The organism is Arthrobacter sp. DualSoilB13 (genome assembly GCF_055389195.1).
Map to the genome: position 1 here is coordinate 3,540,781 of NZ_AP035865.1, position 17,020 is coordinate 3,557,800.

The window sequence follows — 17,020 nt, forward strand, 5'->3', positions numbered from 1 at the left end:
ACGGCGCCAAATCCGCGAGTAGCCTTGACGTGTCCGAGAGACTTTTGCCGCATCGCCGAACCCTGGAGGGAACATCACAATCCGCAGCGCTGGCATCCTCCTTCACCGGCGAAACATGGCCGGGCAATTGGAGCTTTGGATAGCCCATATGGGCGGACCCTTTTGGGCCCGCAAAGATGAACACGCTTGGTCCATTCCCAAGGGAGAATTCCCTGAGGACGAAGACGCATTGGATGCCGCCCAGCGGGAATTCACTGAAGAAATAGGAACACCGCCACCGTTGGCGGATTACGAACTTTTGGGCGTTTTTAAACAGCCCTCCGGAAAGCTGATCACCGCGTTCACAGCAGAAGCCAGCGACTTTCAACCGGAAAAGATTGTCAGCAACACCTTCCCCATGGAATGGCCCAAGGGCTCGGGTGCCATCAAGGATTTCCCGGAGATCGACGACGCCAGGTGGTTTGAGGAAACAGTGGCCCGGACCAAGCTCGTCAAAGGGCAATTGCCCATTGTGGACGCACTGGTCCGGCACCTTGGTGAGAAAACCCTATAAGGCCGACCAGCCGCCGTCGGACGCCAGAATGGCGCCGTTGACGTTGGTGCCGTCGTCACTGAGCAGGAAGGTGATGGAAGCAGCCAATTGTGCTGCGGTTGCGGGGGTGGGAACCGTTGCCTGCATCAGCGGACCGAGGCGTTCGGCCGCGAGTTGCGATCCCCAGTTAGCCACAATGTTGGTGATGGTGGGACCGGGAGCCACGGCGTTGAACCGCAAACCCTTGGGACCATACAGCACTGCAGAATTCTTGGTCAGGCCCACCACCGCATGCTTGGACGCCGTGTAAGCAGCTCCGGCGGCCGAGCCGCGCAGGCCAGCCTCCGACGCGACGTTGACTACGGAGCCGGATCCGGCTTCCAGCATGAGCGGCACCACTGCGCGGGTCAGTCGCATAAGTGCCGTGACGTTGATGCGGAACACGCGCTCCCAGAGTTCGTCATCAACCTCGTGAATGGGTGCAAAATTGTCCATGATGCCGGCAACGTTAGCCAGTGCATCCACGCGTCCGCCCGCAGCGGCGAGGACAGAGGCCACCGTCTCTTCAGTGGAAATGTCGCCAGCCACCGGTATCAGGTCCAGGCCGGCGTTCTCCTCCACAAGAGCGTCAAGGCGCTCCTGGCTGATGTCCGCAGCAATGACCCTACCGCCCTCCTTCGCAATCCGAAGCGCGGTCGCCTGGCCGATTCCCGAGGCTGCGCCCGTGACGATGATGGTCTTGCCGGCAAAACGGCCGGAGGTAATGGTCTCCTGCCATGAAGCGTCGTTGCCCATGATGTCCTTCCGATGATTGCTGAGTGGTCCGCCCATCTTATGACACTCTGTGTCATTATGTAAGAGTGAATACTGGAGAAATGACTTCGGACGATGCCAAACCCCCGCGTCCCAGCGGCAGGCCAGCGACCATTGACCCCGACGCCGTGGCCGGACTGGCTTTGGACCTCTTCGCTGAACACGGCTACGAGAACACCTCCATGGAGGACATCGCCAAGGCGGCCGGAATCGGGCGCAAGAGCCTCTACCGCTACTTCGCCAGCAAAGCCGACCTCGTGTGGGGCGGAAGCAAACCGGTGGTGGAAGCCTCGACGCTCGCCTTCGGCTCGTTCCACAGTCCCGGAAAGTCCGACGGCGGCGTGTTGGCCGGGTTGCGCGCGGCGGCGATCGCCGGAGTAGCCGTCATCCCGGACCTGTCCGTCACCCGCGGCCGGCTCCGCCTGATTGCCGAGCACCCTGAACTGACCAGCCGCAGCTACGAGACCCTGGCCCCCCAGCGCGAAAGGGCCCTGGCTTTCCTTGCTGAGAGTGGCCTTTCCGAAACGGCGGCACGCTACCTGAGCGCCGCGTACCTCGCAGCCACCTTCGAAGCATGGATGCAGTGGGCGGCCGGCGCGGATCCAGATCCGACCCCGTACCTGCTGGCTGCCCTGGAGGTGTTGAAGGTTCCCGCTGGCTAGCGGCTCTTTCTGGCGATGAATTGCCGGATCCACTCAACTGTCTCGGGGTGGTCCAAGTGGAGGCCGTGCCCTGCACCAGGAACCCGCACCAGTACGGAGCCACGGATGTGCTGGCGCATCAGCAGTGCATTGGGCAAGGGCGTGAGCACGTCCTCAGTTCCATGGAGTAAGAGCGTGGGGGCTTGGATGAAACCGAGATGACTCCAGGCGTCGTGCTCGCGGCTGGCGTTAAAGTGTCGTGCCTTGGCCCATGCCGACGCTTGGGAGTTGAAGAACGTGTGAACCTCCGCAGGATTGCTTTGCGCCCATTCGGCGTCGAAGAAGAGCGGCTCCAGCCGGGACATATCTCCACTGGTCAAGGCGTCCAAAGCCTCTCGATCCGGCTGGGTCACAGCGTCGGGCCATTTTCCACCGCTCGTTGCGGCAAGAACCAGCGTACGGACTCTCTTCGGGTAGTCGATGGCCAACCACTGGGCCATGCGCCCGCCCATCGAATGACCGTACACGTGTGCTAAATCCACGCCCGCGGCGTCAAGGACGGCTACGGCATCCTCGGCGAGAAGCCGCGTCGTGTAGCGCTCGGCGTCACCCTTCCCACTCCGACCAATCCCGCGGTGATCGAAGCGAATGACGCGGTATGTGCGGGACAGAAGTTCCGCCGTCGGACCCCAACCGTCCATGGACGTGGCCTGTCCTGCGATCAGGAGCATTGGTTCACCCTCGCCTTCGGACGTCCATGCGAGTTCAGCGCCGTCGGCGGCCTCAGCAAAGTTCACCGTGCCACAGTATCCGGGCCGCCCTCAAAGCGCTGCGGCGCAGGACACAGTGTGTCAATCAGCAGTGAAGATGTCCTCGATGGCGCAGTCGAAGGTCCTGGCAATCTGGAACGCCAACGGGAGCGAGGGATCGAACTTCTCCCGCTCGATAGAAATCACCGTCTGGCGGGACACTCCGAGCGCGGCAGCCAGATCCGCTTGCGTCCAGCGCCGTTCCGCGCGACGCTCCGCGAGGTTGTTCTTCACTTCAGAGCCCGGTAGCGGATGACAAGGTAGCGCGCTCCGGCGTCCACCGCGCTCAAGCCGACCAGGGCCAAAAGGATCGGAAGGGCATCCACAGCGATGCGTCCGATGACCAGCACCATAGCAGCCGCGATGGTGGCGACGAGGACGTCGATGAAAGCTCCGGCGCCGGCTTGGCGCATCCACTGCAGCTCCACGCTCTGTTCGCCGTGGGCATCGCGGGCCACCGTGTGGTTCGACACGAAAACCTTGGCACCCAGCGACATAGCCGGGTAAACGGCACAAAGGGCTCCGATCCCCGCAGCTAGCCAGAAGTCATCCGGGTTTGATGCACCCACCAGAACAGAAACCGCCATGGTCAGGATGATGCCGAGCGTCACCGCCAACACGTAGTGATGGAACGGCGCCCGCCTGGATGTAAAGGAAGCTTTACTCATCTTCAAAGTAAAGCACCCTTTACATGTGGAGGCAATGGTTGCGCATCGGGGCTAGCGTTGGGGGATGAGCGCTGACTACAGGTACGACGTCGAGGTGCTGCACCTTTTGGTGTCGCCGGCACACGCCTACTTCGGCCGCGCCCGGGAGGGAGCTGCAGATGTCCCCACCACCGACGCGGACCACGCGGAATTGGTAGCGGGCAAAGGCATCGTTGGCGACCGATTCTACGGCAAGGCCGCACACATGGATGCTGCCGTGACGCTGTTCGCGGTGGAGGCACTTGAGTCCATGGCAGCCGAGCTTGGGGCTGGACCGTTTGACCCTCTCCTGACCCGTCGAAATGTGGTGCTGCGAGGCGTTGAGCTGGCTCCCCTGCTCGGACACGAGTTCACCCTTGAGTCCGGCGGAGACACCGTGCGGCTCAAGGCCGGGCGACCCGCCCACCCCTGCGCCTGGATGGATGAAATGCTCGCTCCCGGCGCCCACAAGGCGATGCGGGGGCGTGGTGGCGTCCGGTGCCAGGTGATCACAGGCGGCGTGCTGCATCGAGGCCCGGCAGTACTCGTGAGCCCCGTGCCGCTCGACCCCGCTAAGGCCGGGGACGCCAACGTGCTGAGGCCATCGAGGTTGCCATAATCCCGTCGCTTCCAGCCCTTCTTTGAGCCATCAGTACCCCAAAATCAACCTATACTAGTTGCAAAGCGGCCCATCGGCGTCGAAAGTTGGGCCAGAAGCGACAGGCCAGAAGCGTACGCCGCGCCTCACACCTCAGAGACGGGCGCCGCGAACTGGGCCTCGTACAGTCGCGAGTACGCCCCACCCGCGGCCAGCAGCTCCGAGTGTGTCCCCTGCTCCACGATCTGCCCGGCCTCCATCACCAGAATGAGATCGGCGTCCCGGATGGTGGAGAGCCGGTGGGCGATCACGAAGCTGGTTCTGTCGGACCTCAACGCGTTCATGGCTTTCTGCACCAGCACCTCTGTCCGGGTGTCCACGGAGCTGGTGGCTTCATCCAGGATCAGCACCGATGGCCTGGACAAAAACGCCCGGGCTATGGTCAGCAACTGCTTTTCGCCAGCGGAGACATTCCCGCCTTCGTCGTCCAGCAGGGTGTCGTAGCCCTCGGGCAAGGACCGAACAAAGCGATCCACATAGGTTGCCTTCGCAGCCTCCTGAATTTCAGATTCCGAAGCCGTGGGACGGCCGTAGGCGATGTTGTCCCGGATGGTCCCGCCGAACAGCCAAGTGTCTTGGAGAACCATCCCCATCCGCGAGCGCAGTTCCTGCCGCGAGAGAGACGCAATATCCACGCCGTCCAGGGTGATGCGCCCGGAGTCCAGCTCGTAGAACCGCATCATGAGGTTCACCAGGGTGGTTTTTCCCGCTCCTGTGGGACCCACAATCGCGATGCTCTGTCCGGGCTCGGCTACCAAGCTGAGATCCGTGATGAGCGGCTTGTCCGGTGAGTACCGGAAGGACACATTCTCGAACACGAGCCGCCCCCGCGAAGGACCGGAAGCAGAAGCAGGAGGCTCCTCCGATTCTTCCTCCTCATCCAACAGATCGAACACACGCTCGGCCGAGGCCACCCCGGATTGCAGCATGTTGGCCATGGACCCCAGCTGCGCCAAGGGCATGGTGAACTGCCGCGAGTACTGGATGAAAGCCTGCACATCGCCCAATTGCATGGCGCCGGAGGCTACTTGCAGCCCGCCCACCACTGCAATCCCCACATACACCAGGTTCCCGATGAACGTCATGGCGGGCATGATCAGCCCGCTCACAAATTGTGCTCCGAAGCTTGCCTGATACAGCTCGGCGTTCTTGGCCCGGAACTTCTCCTGCACCTCGCTCTGCCGTCCGAAGACTTTCACCAGCGCATGCCCGGTGTAGGTCTCCTCGATCTGGCCGTTGAGTTCACCGGTGTTCTTCCACTGCGCCACGAACAATTTCTGCGAGCGTTTGGCGATCAGCAGTGTGGTTCCCAGCGTCAGCGGAATGGTTACCAAGGCGATCAGGGCCAGCAGCGGTGAGAGCAGGAACATCATCACCAGCACACCCAGCACGGTCAGAAGGGAGGAGACCACTTGGCTGATGGATTGCTGGAGGCTTTGGGAGATGTTGTCCACATCATTGGTGACGCGGCTGAGCAGTTCTCCACGCTGGATTTTGTCGAAGTAGCTCAGGGGCAGCCGGTGTATTTTCGCTTCGATCCGTTCACGCAAGCGGTACACGGTGCGTTGGACAACGCCGTTGAGCACGTACGCCTGCATCCAACCGAACGCTGAAGCCAGGACATACAGCGCCAGCGCCCATAGCAGCACAGAGGCCAGCGCTGTGAAGTCGATTCCGACGCCGGGAGTGAGCGTCATGGCGCTTAGCATGTCGGCCTTGCTGTCGTCGCCAGAAGCGCGCAAGCCCGCGATCACGTCGGCTTTGGAGGCGCCGGCGGGAAGCTGTTTTGAGACGACGCCGGCGAAGATCAGGTTGGTGCCTTCGCCCAATAGCCTCGGACCAATGACAGACAAGGCAACACTGGCCACGGCGAACACCAGCACCAGCGTCAGCCAGAACCGCTCCGGCCGCAAGGTCCCCAATAGCCGCCGGGCTGAAGCACTGAAGTTCGATGCTTTCTCAGCCGGAATGTTCATCCCAGCGAAGGGTCCTCCGCGGCCCGGTCCCATGGCTGGCCGTTGAGGACCGCGTGGCCCGGCTGATACCGCACTCATGCTGCCTCCTCCGCCGCGAGCTGGGAGGACACGATTTCCCTGTAGGTTTCGGAGGTCTCCAGCAACTCATGGTGCGTTCCGCGCCCAACAATCCTGCCGTCGTCGAGCACTAAGATCTGGTCCGCATCCGCGATGCTGGAGACCCGCTGCGCCACGATCACCAGCGTGGCTCCGTTGGTGTGGCGTTTGAGGGCCTGCCGGAGCCGGGCATCGGTGGCGGTGTCCAAGGATGAGAAGGAGTCGTCAAAGATGTAGAGCTCCGGTTGTTTCACCAGTGCCCGGGCGATCGCAAGCCGCTGCCGTTGACCGCCGGAAACGTTGATGCCTCCTTGCGAAATGACCGCATCCAGTCCGCCTTCCATCTCTTCCACAAAATCCCGGGCCTGGGCCACGGACAGCACCTGCCACAGCTCGTCCTCAGTGGCATCGGGTTTGCCGTACTGAAGGTTGCTGCGGACTGTTCCGGAGAAGAGGTAGGGCCGCTGCGGCACCAGCCCGATGTGGCCCCAGAGCAGATCCGGGTGCAGTTCGCGGACGTCCACGCCGTCCATCCGAACCGACCCGGAGGTGGCGTCGAACAGCCGAGGCATGAGGTTCACGAGCGTGGTTTTGCCGGCGCCGGTGCTGCCGATGATTGCGGTGGTCTCCCCCGCTCGGGCGGTGAAAGAAAGCCCGCTCAGCACCGGCTGTTCGGCACCCGGGTAGGCGAATCCGACGTCGCGCATCTCCAGTTCGCCGCGGCGGATACCGCCGGTGACAGGGTTCGACGGCGGCTGGACACTGGATGCGGTGTCCAGAACCTCGCCGATCCGGTCGGCAGAAACGGACGCACGCGGGATCATCACAGCCATGAACGTGGCCATCATGACCGACATAAGGATTTGCATGAGGTAACTCAGGAACGCGATCAGGGTGCCAACCTGCATGGAGCCGTCCTCGATCCTGAAGGATCCGAACCAGATCACCGCCACGGAGGAAACGTTCATCACCAGCATGACCACAGGGAACATGAGAGCCATCAGACGGCCGGCCCGCAGCGCAACGTCAGTGACGTCGTCGTTCGCTTTGGCAAAACGGGCGGCTTCCATGTCCTCCCGGACGAAGGCCCGCACCACACGGATACCGGTGAGCTGCTCACGGAGGACCCGGTTCACGGCGTCGATCCGGACCTGCATCTTGCGGAAGAGCGGCACCATGCGCGTCACGATCAAACCGACGGCCACCAGCAGCACCGGCACGCAGACGGCGATCAGCCAGGAGAGTTGGGCGTCCTGCCGCACGGCCATGATCACGCCGCCAATGCTGAGCATGGGTGCCGCCACCATGAGCGTGCAGGACATGAGCACCAGTTGTTGCACCTGCTGCACGTCATTGGTGGAGCGCGTGATTAAGGACGGCGCCCCGAATTTGGTGACCTCCTGCTCGGAGAACTCCCCCACCCTGCTGAAAATCGCGTCGCGAAGATCCCGGCCCATGCCCATGGCGGCCTTCGCGCCGAAATACACGGCCACCACCGCACACGCGATCTGCACCAGGGTAATGAGGAGCATGAGTCCGCCCATGCGCAGGATGTAGTCCGTGTCCCCGGTGGCGACGCCGTTATCGATGATGTCGGCATTCAGCGTCGGAAGGTAAAGGGACGCAATGGACTGCGCCAGTTGGAAGAGAACGACGGCGATCAGCAGCCGCTGATGCGGCCGCAGGAACCGAACAAGTACCTTCCACAGCATGGGACTCCCAGCCAGATCGATGTAAACCGAAGGCCAGTTTACGTCTGGTTGCTGTGGGCAACTAGAGGGATGTGAGGGGTAATGTCAGGGACTCCCTCACACCGGTCCGGCCCCATAACGTCGAAGTAGTCATCAGCCCGAACAGCAGAGGAGAACAACCATGGAGAAGCGCACACTCGGCACCGGCGGCCTGGAGGTTTCCGCGATTGGCATGGGATGCATGAGCATGAGCGGCGGCTACAGCGAGCGGCCGGATCGCGACGAAATGATCTCCCTCATCCGCACAGGCGTGGAACGCGGCGTGACGTTCTTCGATACCGCCGAGATCTACGGGCCCTACGCTAATGAGGAACTTGTTGGCGAAGCATTGGCACCGTTCAAGGATCGGGTGGTCATCGCCACCAAGTTCGGCTGGGACATCGACCCCGCTGAGCGGAAGCCAAGCGGCAAGGTCACCAGCAGGCCCGAGGTCATCAAAGAAGTAGTTGAGGGATCCCTGCGGCGGCTCGGCGTGGACGCACTGGACCTCTACTACCAGCACCGCGTCGATCCGGAGGTGCCAATCGAGGACGTGGCAGGAGCCGTCAAGGAGTTGGTAGACGCCGGAAAGGTGAAGCACTTCGGTATGTCGGAGGCAGCCGCAGGCACCATCCGGCGAGCCCACGCAGTTCTCCCCGTGGCTGCGGTTCAGAGCGAGTACTCGTTGTGGTGGCGCCGCCCCGAGGAAGAAGTCCTGGACGTGTGCGAAGAGCTGGGGATTGGTTTTGTACCCTTCAGTCCACTGGGCAAAGGGTTCCTGACCGGAACCATCAACGCTTCCACCAGCTTCGAATCCGGCAACGACATCCGCAGCACCATCCCCCGGTTCACGCCCGAGGCCATGCAGAACAACCAGGCCGTGGTGGACCTCCTCGCCGGAATCGCTGAACGAAAAGGCGCGACGCCGGGCCAGATCGCCTTGGCATGGCTGCTGGCACAGAAGCCTTGGATTGTTCCCATTCCCGGTACACGGAAACTGCACCGCCTGGAAGAAAACCTGGCCGCGGCCGACGTCGAACTTTCATCTGCTGATCTGGACGAAATCGAGGCGGCCGCGGCGAAAATCACCGTGGAGGGTGGCCGCTACAACGAGGCTGGCGAGCGGATGACCAACCTGTAAACCCGTGCCGGCGCCGCAGCCGGACAGTAGGCTGGAAAGCGTTCGTGTTGAACCGCATCGAAGGGACTTGAGTTTTGGCTTACATCACCGTCGGAAACGAAAACAGCACTGAGATTGAGCTTTACTACGAGGACCATGGGACCGGCCAGGCAGTGGTCCTGATTCACGGCTACCCCTTGGATGGGTCCTCCTGGGAGAAGCAGACAGCCGCGCTGCTGGACGCCGGCTACCGCGTCATCACCTACGATCGCCGCGGGTTCGGTAAGTCCAGCCAGCCCACGGAGGGTTACGACTACGACACCTTCGCCGCTGACTTGAAGACCTTGCTGGACACTCTGGACGTGAACGACGCCGTTCTGGTGGGATTCTCCATGGGCACAGGCGAAGTTGCGCGCTACATCAGCACCTACGGTTCGGCCCGTGTCGCCAAGGCCGTGTTCCTCGGTTCGTTGGAACCGTTCCTGCTGCAAACCGACGACAACCCGGACGGCGTGCCGCAGGAAGTCTTCGATGGCCTCGCCGCCGGCGTCAAGGCTGACCGCTACGCCTTCTTCACCGAGTTCTTCAAGAACTTCTACAACAGCGACACCTTCCTGGGCACGGATCGTCTCAGCCAGGAAGCCGTGAATGCGAGCTGGAACCTGGCCAGCAAGTCGGGTGCTTTCGCCTCGGTGGCCGCCCAGCCCACGTGGCTCACCGACTTCCGTGCCGACATCCCCAAGATTGACGTGCCTGCCTTGATTGTTCACGGCACTGCGGACAACATCCTGCCGATCGACGTCACCGGCCGGCGTTTCAAGGACGCCCTGCCCAGCGCCGAGTACCTGGAAATCGAAGGCGCGCCGCACGGCTTGCTGTGGACGCACGGCGCCGAAGTCAATGAGGCCCTGCTGGCGTTCCTCAAGAAGTAAAGCGCGGAGTTTGTGTACAGCAGATGACCTTTAGAAGGCGTTTTAAGGGCATTTGCTGTACACAAACTCCTACTTCTTAAGGCGAAGCTTTCGCGCCTTCTTTCCCTTCCGCAGGTACTCGTCCAGCGTCGCTTCAGCGGCGGTGCTTTCCATCGCATGGAGCACTCCATAGGTGAAAGCGCCGTTGCTGACGCCTGGCGCGGACCCCAGCTTCAGCAGTTCCGTTTGGGCCATGACGCTGTCCTGATGGTCGCCAAGGATCGATTGAATCCTGTGGGCGGCATCCTCCAGCTTCACCGCGGGTTTGCCGTGGATGGCCTCCACTGCCGCTGCGGCAAAACGCAACTTTTTGGCAGCCTTCCGAACTTCGTGGAACGCCGTGTCGCGTTGAGGCCCGACGGCGGCTCCCACCGCTGCGTCATGCCGTTTGCGGAGCCTTTTGCCGGCTTTGTTGACGAGCCTTGCCGTGGCCTTCTTCGCCGGCGCGGAAGCCTCTGATGTCAGCGGCGGATGATTAAGAAAGGACTCCAGATTGTCCAGCAACGTGAAGTAGCGCGGGCTGTTCAACCGGTTCTTCACGGCAGACATCGCATTCCGGGCCCTCAGGGTCATTCGCTCTTCCAACTCGTCCCCGAGCTGACCCAGAACAAGCTTCCCCGGCAATTGATCGAGGCTGACCTTCAACCGTTCGTGCAAAACCTCCACATCGCGGTACCGGCCAAGTGTCTTTGCAAGCGATTTCAGCTCCCTTTCCAGATCCTTCACCGCGGCCTGCGCAAAAAGCTCGCTATAACCATGCAGCACTGCACGGATTCGGCGAATCTGGGACCTCATTTGGTGGACTGAATCGTCCCGGGCGAGGCGTACGTGGGAGTCCTGGAGGAGCATCTCAGCCACCTGCTCCTCCAGATAACGGAGCACTGGTGTCACTGCAGGACCACTACCGCTGGGCGCTTCACGTTCTGTCTGTTCCGACGTAGGCCAAGCGTCGCCCAACGCAGTAGCCAGCTTGGAGGTACGCTCGCTCGGCTTTGCTCCGGCATGGGAAAGTTGCTGTGTCAGTGTGCCCAGCAGGGTGTCGTCACCGTCGTCAGTTCCATCCGGTGCCAGCTCCACCTCCCATTCCCGCCAAGTCATATCGCGCGGTTCGCCGAGCATCGACCGGGCGCGGACGCGGTCATCCACAAAGTCGGCCATGCGGTGGCCATCCTTGCCGTACAAGGAGTAGCTGGTACGTTCCGTGTTCAGAGTTGCGATGGCGGCCACTGCATGACCCCGGGTGTAGGCCAGTATGCGGTCCATGAGTTCAACCGGGACGGTATCGGCAGTACCCAAAGGTGCCTGAATCTCCGTTCGCCGTCCCGCGCTATGTGGGAGCTTCAAGTGCCAGCCTGCATCGGGTCCGCCCGTGCGGCGGCGCAGCGTGATCCCGCGGGCGGCGAGGGCCAAATGCCGTGTATCGAAGTAGACGGCTTCCAGGTTGTACGTGCCAGGCTCGCCCACACGGCTTACCCCGTCAATCGCGTCAAGGCGTGGCAGCGGCGTGGACGCTTCGGCGTCGAATTTCTGCTCAGCTTCCACGCTCCAAGACGTTGCCATCGCTGTCAGAACTCCTTCTGCCGCTGGTCTTAGCTATGCCGCGAGGGCCGGCCCTTGTGGTGGCCGGCCCTCGCTAGTGCTACTGATGATTCGATATCCAGTTTGAACCAGTCCTCAGCCTGGCGCCAGAGTGCCTAGAGACCAGGAGCACGCGGCTGGGGCGGCTCCGCAGGCCCCTCATTGGCCGCGGGGGCTGAGAGATCCGGGTCGACGGACGGGAATTCGGCTGTTGCCACTCCCTCGCTACCAAAAGGTTCACCGGTGTCATCAACATCGCCCCCGGACACCGTGCCGCGCCAAGCACCCGTTTCATGGCCTTGGGCTTCAATGAACTTCTTGAACTTGTCCAAATCCGCGCCAACCCGGAGGCTGTCCGCACCAAGGGCTGAACCCGCCTTCTCAGCAAGGCCCTCGGGTTCCCAGACAATCTCAACGTTCACCCGCGTGCGGCTGGCGTCGAGGGGCTCAAAGCTTACGGTGCCGCCGTTGCGGGGCCCGTCAACGCTGGCCCAACTCACCAAAGTATCCGGGACTTGCTCGATGATCTGCGCGTTGTACTCGCGCTTCACTCCACCCACATTGGTTGAAAAGTGCAGGCCGGTCTCGTCAATCTGCTGTACGGCCTCCACTCCATTCATGAACTGGGGGAACGCCTCAAACTGTGTCCACTGGTTGTAGGCGACAGATACGGGGACATCCACTTCGACTGATTTATGGACGGTAGCCATAGATTTTGCTCCTTCGATCTCGTCTCGGGTGCTCATGCTGTACTGCTGGTGGCGCGCCAGCCAGCTGGCTGCTTAACCAGTGGCGCGCCTGTCTAAAGCGCGCCAGCCAAAGCTCTTAGCCGGCGTCGAAACTTTCTTCGTCATCGTCGTTGGGAGACTCTTCCTCAGGAAGGTCGTTGCCGCTTCCGTCCGGAAGGTTGCCGTCATTGCCGTCAGGCAACGAGGACTGCTCCGCGTGGGCCTGCTCCTCGGTACCGCCGAATCGGCCGGCACCGGGCTCGCCCGCACTGTCTGAGTCCTCAGGATTCAGGTGGCTGAGGTTTGGCGCGCCAGTGCCCTCTCCGAGGGAAGCCTCCTCGATGTCTTCTTCCACGCGGGGCTGTGCCTGCCCTCCGCCGGCTTCCTGCTCCGCGGTAGGAGTGCCGTAGCCTCCCACTTCCTCTTCCGGTGTGGCATTCTGCTTGTCCATGTGAACTGTCCTTTCCCTGAGCGGTGGAACGTGTTAATGGAACACTTCGAACCTATAAGGCCCCTTGGTGGCATGTCCATGCCTTTGACGATAATAGTCAGCAAACTTAGTAAAAGGCTATTCGGGGGCTAGGATGCCGCCGCGGGTTGGATGCCATCACGGCAGGCGCCATCAGCGCGCGCGGCGTGAGCGGGCGGGCTTGAGCGGGCGCGGGCTTGAGTGCGGGCGGGCTTGAGTGCGCGCGGGCGCCAACGCGCCAACGAGGTGTCCTGCGGATCTACTTATGACGGCTGTGGAATCTCACAGCCACCCTGAGGATCCAAGCCTGTGTAATTCAGCGGGCCGGCAACGATATTCAGCGCTATGGTGGCAAACTGCGAACACTGCGCGGGCGGTGATGTGAAATATCCCCGCTGACCGGCAGCAATAGCTCCAATAATGAGCCACACCACCACCAACAACCCGATGATTGAACCGATTCGCATCTTTTTCCCAATCGCTAAGACAAGGCCCGGCAATTAGCAGCAAACCACAGATCCTGGTTTGCCACGAGAACGCGGCCGCGGACGGGATATCTCCTGCTCGCGGCCGCGCTGGTGCCGATCAATCCGTAGGATTTGTTTCGGTAGTCAGACCACGCGGGTCCGCGGTCTTCTCGTCCTTTTCTTCGGCTGGTCCGGGCGGACTGGCCGATTCGCTGGGACCGGTATCGACGGCGTCGTCCGGACTTTCCGACGAAGCATCACCTGCAGGCACTTGGCTGCTCTGGCCGGGCGTCCCCGGATCCCTGGGAATAGGGTTGCCGGGGGTGGTGGTCCCATCGCGAACTTGGGCAAAACCTGCAACTTCGCTTGGGTCTGTTGTCATACGCGCGACCGGCCTCGGCCTACTACCCAGCCAATCAGTGCCAGCACCAGCAGGATGATTCCCACCCACAGCAGGAAGCTGAGGGCCTGATTGAATCCGCCTACCAAGAGCAAGATGATCGCTATAACACCGGCGATTATTAAGAGAGTGTTCATTGAGCTACGCATCCCTTTCAATAACTGTTGTCTATTCAGGAAGGCGTCCGCTGGTACTCCATTACTGAAGCGCCACCCATGCCAACGGGCACCGATGAGAGAATTTCTTCCCTATATCGCTTACGTACCCCCACGGAATTAGTTCAAACGGACCCTCTGCCCGTGAAGGGGTACGTACATAGCATCATGATAGGCGCGCATTAGGCCGGAACGAAGTATTCAGAGAGGAAACTTAGTAGCCCTTTGTGGAGAACGCTCCCAAGGCGCGGCTGATCTCCAAAGCAGTCCCCGCCGCCGCCTCGCCGTACTCCTGGTACTTGGCCGGAACAATTCTGCTTGACGGTCCGGAAATGGAGATCGAGCCCGCCGCGACACCGCCCGAGCCCAACAAAGGAACACCGATTGATGTGATTCCTGTGCTGAGGCCTTGCTCGTTGATGGAGTACCCCCGAGCCCTGGTGTCTGCGATCATAGCCCGAAGCCGGGCAGGATCTACTACGGTCTGGGGCGTCAAAGCTTCCAGCGGACCGGCCAGATATTCATCCACAAATGCGTCGTCCGCTGCCGAAAGGTAGGCCATCCCCGTGGAGGACGCGTGCATGGGGAGCCGCGAACCCAAGGGCAGGAACGCCCGGAGAACGTGCGGGGTGTCGAGGCGCTCGATGATTAGCATGTATCCGCGGTCCGGCACGGCTAAGTGAACGGTCTCGGTAGTGTCCAGCTGAAGCGCGTTCAGCGGTCCCATGGCCGCGTCCCGAATCACCGAGCCACTGCTTCCGCGGCTTGCCACAGCAAAGGCGTGGTTGGTCAGCACCCATTTACCGGCCTGCGCTTCTGACTGCGCAACCCAGCCCAGCTCGGCCAACGTCCTCAGCATGCGGAGCACGGTGGCCTTGGGAACGTCCACCTCGCGGCTTAGCTCAGACAGGCCGGCCGGCTGGTTGTCCGAGACCGCTTCCAACACACGAATCGCCGTGACCACGCTCTGCGTACTCATCCACACTCCCGCTTGACCGACTTCCCTCAGTGCCCTACATTACAGGCGACTTCCCAAAATGAACCAACGGTTCATCCAGTGAACCGATAAAGCAAGCGCAAGTTTTGCAGGCACGAAAGGTGCACACCATGCTCAAACCACTCCGCGGGATAACCGTTATCGACCTCAGCCGTGCCCTCGCCGGCCCCTACTGCACCGCGCTCCTGGCCGACATGGGTGCCAGGATCATCAAAGTGGAAAGCGTCAACGGCGGTGACACGGCCCGCCAGTGGCCCCCGTTCCAGGACGGCCATAGCTTGTACTTCGACTCCGTTAACCGCAACAAAGTCTCCGTGTGCATCGACTTCTACTCTGAAGAGGGACGCGGAATCCTCTCAGGCTTGATCGCCGACGCGGACGTCCTGGTGGAAAACTTCAAGCCCGGCACACTGGAGAAAATGAGTTTCACTCCTGCCCGGCTGGAAGAGCTGAACCCGGCGCTCGTAGTGGGGTCCGTGACCGGATTTGGCAACACCGGTCCCCTCAAGGACGACGCCGGCCTGGACCAGGTCATCCAAGGAATGTCCGGGCTGATGTCAGTGACAGGCCCCGGACCGGGCTCGGCCTACCGCGTAGGTGTGCCCATTGTGGACATCACCTCAGGAATGATTTGTGCTTTTGGAATCGTGGCCTCGCTCATGGGTGCACGGAACGGCGAGCGTCCCAGCCGGGTGTCCACTTCCCTGTTGGAAACTGCGCTGAATTTGTCCGCTTTCCAAGGACAGAAGGCACTTAGCCTCGGCGAAGCACCCACACCGCAGGGCAACAACCACCCGGTGATCGCCCCCTACGGCATGTTCGCCACGGCCACGGAGTCCATCAATATTGCCGTGGGAAGCGACAAGCAATGGCGGGCATTTTGCGGCTTGATCGGTGTTCCCGGGGCTGTGGAGGACCCCCGGTTCATTACCGGGGCGGACAGATCAGCCAACAGGGATCAGTTATCGGAACTCATCGAAACAGCCCTCGCGGCCAAATCCGCCGCCGATTGGGTTCCGCTGATCAGCCAGGCCGGGATCCCCTGCGGACCGATTTATGACTACACGCAAGCCCTCGCCTCGGAGCAGGTTGCCGCTTTGGGACTGGTGCAACGCCGCGAGCGCTTGGACGGATCCGAGCTCCCCCTGCTGCGCGGGCCCCTCAGCTTGGATAGCGAGGCCAGCGAAATCCTCTCGCCCCCACCGCTTCTGGGCGAGCACACCGCGGATGTACTGATGGAGTTTGGAATGACGCACGACGACGTCACCCGGCTTGAGCGCGAAGGCCGCATTATGTGCGGGTCGGCAAAGATTGGAGCACAGCGATGACCACGGTTTCCGACGTCAGGGCGGGCCGTATGTCCGTCTCGATCATTGATGGCGTGGCCACCATGGAGATCTGCAACCTGGCACAGCGGAACGCCCTGACCCGGGATATGTGCTTGGAAATCCAGGAACTCATGCCACGACTGGACGCCGATCCGGATGTTGCGGTGGTGGTGCTGAGGGGTGCCGGGGACACGTTCTGCGCCGGGGCTTCCATCAGTGAACTTTCGTCGGTGCTGATGGATCCTCAACCGGACGGCACCTCAGTGGATCATCTCAGTGGGGCCGATGCAGCCATCGCTTCCCTGTCCAAGCCTTCTGTCGCTTTGGTGGATGGCGCCTGCATGGGCGGCGGCTGGCAGATCGCTTCGGCTTGCGACTTCATTATCGCCAACGAGCGTGCCGTGATCGGCTTGACCCCGGCCAAGATCGGGATTATCTACCCCCGCCCGGGCATTGAACGGCTCGTCCGGCTTGTGGGACATGCCAACGCCAAGTACATCCTCCTCAGCGGACTGACGTTCAGCGCAACCGAAGCCCGGACGCTCGGGCTGACGGCCGACGTCGTGCCTTCCGAATTCTTTGAGGAGAAGTGCGCAGCACTTGTCAGCACGCTGCGGAGCCGCTCCCGGTTCTCCATGCACGCCATGAAAAGACTGATGGACGCCGCCCCATCGGATGTTGATCGGGAATGGGCTGAGGCTTGGTCGGCGATGCCGGACAGCCCGGATATGGGGATCGGCATCAGAGCATTCCTGAACCGCGAGCAGCCTGAGTTCACCTGGCGACCAGCGGCTGAGCCCCACCCTGGGGTGTGATCTGCACCTCAACCGGCACAAGTAGCGCCCTCCCCGCGTTGTACATGGAAC

20 protein-coding genes are annotated in these 17,020 nt (G+C 61.8%); 7 read left to right on the forward strand and 13 right to left on the reverse strand.

Features of this window, described 5'->3' with window-relative positions; genetic code table 11:
* Positions 1-73: 73 nt before the first annotated feature.
* Positions 74-553: an NUDIX domain-containing protein gene (locus ACZ5J0_RS16260; RefSeq protein ID WP_166842430.1), complete on the forward strand. Its 480-nt coding sequence runs from the start codon at positions 74-76 to the stop codon at positions 551-553.
* On the opposite strand, the gene ACZ5J0_RS16265 is transcribed toward ACZ5J0_RS16260, so the two are convergent.
* Positions 548-1,327, reverse strand: a complete 780-nt coding sequence (locus ACZ5J0_RS16265) for an SDR family NAD(P)-dependent oxidoreductase (protein WP_464094743.1) — start codon at positions 1,325-1,327, stop codon at positions 548-550. The genes ACZ5J0_RS16260 and ACZ5J0_RS16265 overlap by 6 nt on opposite strands.
* 80 nt (positions 1,328-1,407) lie before the next feature.
* Here ACZ5J0_RS16265 and ACZ5J0_RS16270 point away from each other — a divergent pair, with 80 nt between their 5' ends.
* A complete protein-coding gene (locus ACZ5J0_RS16270; protein ID WP_464093549.1) occupies positions 1,408-2,007 on the forward strand; it encodes a TetR family transcriptional regulator in 600 nt (199 codons plus the stop codon).
* On the opposite strand, the gene ACZ5J0_RS16275 is transcribed toward ACZ5J0_RS16270, so the two are convergent.
* The 3 genes from ACZ5J0_RS16275 to ACZ5J0_RS16285 are packed head-to-tail and all read right to left on the reverse strand — an operon-like array spanning position 2,004 to position 3,463.
* On the reverse strand, positions 2,004-2,783 hold the full coding sequence (locus ACZ5J0_RS16275; protein WP_464093550.1) for an alpha/beta fold hydrolase: 780 nt from the start codon (positions 2,781-2,783) through the stop codon (positions 2,004-2,006). The two genes, ACZ5J0_RS16270 and ACZ5J0_RS16275, sit on opposite strands and share 4 nt — an antisense overlap.
* A 54-nt stretch (positions 2,784-2,837) precedes the next feature.
* A complete protein-coding gene (locus ACZ5J0_RS16280; protein WP_166842360.1) occupies positions 2,838-3,029 on the reverse strand; it encodes a helix-turn-helix domain-containing protein in 192 nt (63 codons plus the stop codon).
* Positions 3,026-3,463 carry a hypothetical protein gene (locus ACZ5J0_RS16285; RefSeq protein WP_464093551.1) on the reverse strand — a complete coding sequence of 146 codons (438 nt, stop codon included), beginning with the start codon at positions 3,461-3,463 and terminating at the stop codon, positions 3,026-3,028. Before ACZ5J0_RS16285 ends, ACZ5J0_RS16280 begins: the two co-directional genes overlap by 4 nt.
* A 64-nt stretch (positions 3,464-3,527) precedes the next feature.
* On the opposite strand from ACZ5J0_RS16285, the gene ACZ5J0_RS16290 reads away from it, so the two are divergent.
* A complete protein-coding gene (locus ACZ5J0_RS16290) occupies positions 3,528-4,100 on the forward strand; it encodes an MOSC domain-containing protein (RefSeq protein WP_464097204.1) in 573 nt (190 codons plus the stop codon).
* 125 nt (positions 4,101-4,225) lie between these two features.
* On the opposite strand, the gene ACZ5J0_RS16295 is transcribed toward ACZ5J0_RS16290, so the two are convergent.
* Both ACZ5J0_RS16295 and ACZ5J0_RS16300 read right to left on the reverse strand, forming a co-directional pair.
* Positions 4,226-6,193 carry an ABC transporter ATP-binding protein gene (locus ACZ5J0_RS16295; RefSeq protein WP_464093552.1) on the reverse strand — a complete coding sequence of 656 codons (1,968 nt, stop codon included), beginning with the start codon at positions 6,191-6,193 and terminating at the stop codon, positions 4,226-4,228.
* A complete protein-coding gene (locus tag ACZ5J0_RS16300) occupies positions 6,190-7,923 on the reverse strand; it encodes an ABC transporter ATP-binding protein (RefSeq protein ID WP_464093553.1) in 1,734 nt (577 codons plus the stop codon). Before ACZ5J0_RS16300 ends, ACZ5J0_RS16295 begins: the two co-directional genes overlap by 4 nt.
* A gap of 160 nt (positions 7,924-8,083) precedes the next feature.
* Between ACZ5J0_RS16300 and ACZ5J0_RS16305 the strand changes: the two genes are divergently transcribed.
* Both ACZ5J0_RS16305 and ACZ5J0_RS16310 read left to right on the forward strand, forming a co-directional pair.
* Positions 8,084-9,082, forward strand: coding sequence for an aldo/keto reductase (locus ACZ5J0_RS16305; RefSeq protein ID WP_464093554.1), 999 nt, complete (start codon positions 8,084-8,086; stop codon positions 9,080-9,082).
* Positions 9,083-9,156: 74 nt separating this feature from the next.
* Positions 9,157-9,993 carry an alpha/beta fold hydrolase gene (locus ACZ5J0_RS16310; RefSeq protein WP_464093555.1) on the forward strand — a complete coding sequence of 279 codons (837 nt, stop codon included), beginning with the start codon at positions 9,157-9,159 and terminating at the stop codon, positions 9,991-9,993.
* A 69-nt stretch (positions 9,994-10,062) separates the two neighbouring features.
* On the opposite strand, the gene ACZ5J0_RS16315 is transcribed toward ACZ5J0_RS16310, so the two are convergent.
* From ACZ5J0_RS16315 to ACZ5J0_RS16345, 7 genes are all read right to left on the reverse strand, one after another.
* Positions 10,063-11,592, reverse strand: a complete 1,530-nt coding sequence (locus ACZ5J0_RS16315) for a CYTH and CHAD domain-containing protein (RefSeq protein ID WP_464093556.1) — start codon at positions 11,590-11,592, stop codon at positions 10,063-10,065.
* Positions 11,593-11,726: 134 nt separating this feature from the next.
* Entirely contained in the window at positions 11,727-12,320 is a 594-nt protein-coding gene (locus tag ACZ5J0_RS16320; RefSeq protein WP_464093557.1) for an SRPBCC family protein, read from the reverse strand.
* Positions 12,321-12,435: 115 nt separating this feature from the next.
* Entirely contained in the window at positions 12,436-12,789 is a 354-nt protein-coding gene (locus ACZ5J0_RS16325) for a hypothetical protein (RefSeq protein WP_166842351.1), read from the reverse strand.
* Between the two features lie 281 nt (positions 12,790-13,070).
* Positions 13,071-13,274: a hypothetical protein gene (locus ACZ5J0_RS16330; protein WP_142937948.1), complete on the reverse strand. Its 204-nt coding sequence runs from the start codon at positions 13,272-13,274 to the stop codon at positions 13,071-13,073.
* 118 nt (positions 13,275-13,392) lie between these two features.
* Complete coding sequence (locus ACZ5J0_RS16335; protein WP_142937947.1) at positions 13,393-13,656, reverse strand: hypothetical protein; 264 nt, start codon at positions 13,654-13,656, stop codon at positions 13,393-13,395.
* Positions 13,653-13,811: a hypothetical protein gene (locus ACZ5J0_RS16340; protein ID WP_018778776.1), complete on the reverse strand. Its 159-nt coding sequence runs from the start codon at positions 13,809-13,811 to the stop codon at positions 13,653-13,655. The genes ACZ5J0_RS16335 and ACZ5J0_RS16340 overlap by 4 nt, the downstream gene beginning before the upstream one ends.
* Before the next feature lie 232 nt (positions 13,812-14,043).
* Positions 14,044-14,808: an IclR family transcriptional regulator gene (locus ACZ5J0_RS16345; RefSeq protein ID WP_464093558.1), complete on the reverse strand. Its 765-nt coding sequence runs from the start codon at positions 14,806-14,808 to the stop codon at positions 14,044-14,046.
* Between the two features lie 128 nt (positions 14,809-14,936).
* Between ACZ5J0_RS16345 and ACZ5J0_RS16350 the strand changes: the two genes are divergently transcribed.
* Positions 14,937-16,154 (forward strand): CaiB/BaiF CoA transferase family protein, encoded by a 1,218-nt coding sequence (locus ACZ5J0_RS16350; protein WP_464093559.1) that lies wholly within the window; start codon positions 14,937-14,939, stop codon positions 16,152-16,154.
* A complete protein-coding gene (locus ACZ5J0_RS16355; protein ID WP_464093560.1) occupies positions 16,151-16,969 on the forward strand; it encodes an enoyl-CoA hydratase/isomerase family protein in 819 nt (272 codons plus the stop codon). Before ACZ5J0_RS16350 ends, ACZ5J0_RS16355 begins: the two co-directional genes overlap by 4 nt.
* The last annotated feature ends 51 nt before the right edge of the window (positions 16,970-17,020 follow it).